This window comes from Pseudomonas sp. GW822-FHT02E03 (genome assembly GCF_058802325.1).
This window is the reverse complement of the sequence record NZ_JBXAOA010000099.1, coordinates 1-1,198: the sequence shown is the minus strand read 5'-3', so window position 1 is coordinate 1,198 and position 1,198 is coordinate 1. Positions and strand designations below refer to the sequence as shown.

1 protein-coding gene is annotated in these 1,198 nt (G+C 55.3%); it reads left to right on the top strand.

Annotation, left to right across the window (positions count from 1 at the left end; genetic code table 11):
* Window positions 1–225 precede the first annotated feature (225 nt).
* The gene (locus AC1RQB_RS28205; protein ID WP_063341958.1) at window positions 226–1,167 is read left to right on the top strand and encodes an IS110 family transposase; all 942 of its coding nucleotides are present in this window, start codon (window positions 226–228) and stop codon (window positions 1,165–1,167) included.
* Window positions 1,168–1,198 lie beyond the last annotated feature (31 nt).

Here is a 1,198-nt window from a genome sequence, read left to right as displayed (position 1 = left end):
TCGCGAGCAGGCTCGCTTGTATGGTAGGACTTGAAGGGAGGAGGAGGGACAAGGCTCGATTCTGACTGTTGACGCAGTACAGACCGTGGGAGATTTCGCCCCTCCTCCTTTCACCCAAGCGCCGATAAAGAATGCATCTGGCTAGACCGACGATAGGAACAAGCCTGCGCCTCTGGGTGAGCCCTTCAAGTGCTCAAACCTTATCCCGGAGGAAATCCTGTGGCAATGCCGGTCTCTCTATCAAAACCGATCGTAGGTGTGGATGTCGCCAAGAATGAACTGGTGATTTATCAGTCTGGTGGTGATTTGCTTGAAGAGATTCCCAACACCAGAACATCCATCAAGCAGTGGCTGAAGGCGTTGTCGGGGACGGTGGCTATTGCCATTGAGGCGACCAACATTTACCACCTGGACTTCGCTGATCTGGCCTATGAGGCCGGTTGCACGATTTACATGGTGGGAGGCTATGAACTCAAACATTATCGCGAAGGCGTGAAGATCCGCGCCAAAACCGACGCACTGGATGCCAAGCTGCTGGCTCGTTACCTGAAGAACGAAGCCGAGGAGTTGCGTCCTTGGACCCCGCCCTCACCACTGTACCGCCAGCTCCTGAGCCTTTTCCGCCGTCGCGCAGCCTTGGTCCAGGCCAGGGTCGGCCTGGTGCAGAGCTGGTCGAATGAGCCGCTGCTCAAGGCGGCTTTTGCCGAGCAAGTGAAGTCCATGCAGCAGCTTGAGACGCTGATCGAAAAGACGATCAACGATCAGCTCAAAGAAGCCGGTTTGCTCGGTCAATTGAAGCGCTGCCTGAAAGTTGAGGGTATTGGATTTTTGACTGGGGCCCGCTTGATAACTGCATTTCAGCGAGGAGATTTTAGAAACGCGGATGCATTTATCGCCTTCCTGGGCATGGATTTACGGGTGGCGAAATCAGGACAGAAGGACGCTCGCCGCAGTTTGACCAAGCGCGGCGACCCCGAGGCCCGCCGACTTCTGCACAATGCAGCGATGTCGGCTAGCCGTACGAAAGCCTGGAAAGGGTATTACGAAGAACAAAGAACGCGGGGTTTCAGCACCACTCAGGCGCTGGTGATGCTGGCTCGCAAGCTTGCTCGGGTGGTATTCGCCTTGCTGAAAGGGCAAAGCGAATACCAGCCAAAAGCCAGTTGAGGGCTTTCCCTCAACCATAGAATCTCCCACA

What these genes read in the sequence shown, in the direction of transcription:
- AC1RQB_RS28205 (WP_063341958.1), top strand. Translation starts at nt 226, where the DNA reads ATGCCGGTCTCTCTATCAAAACCGATCGTAGGTGTGGATGTCGCCAAG.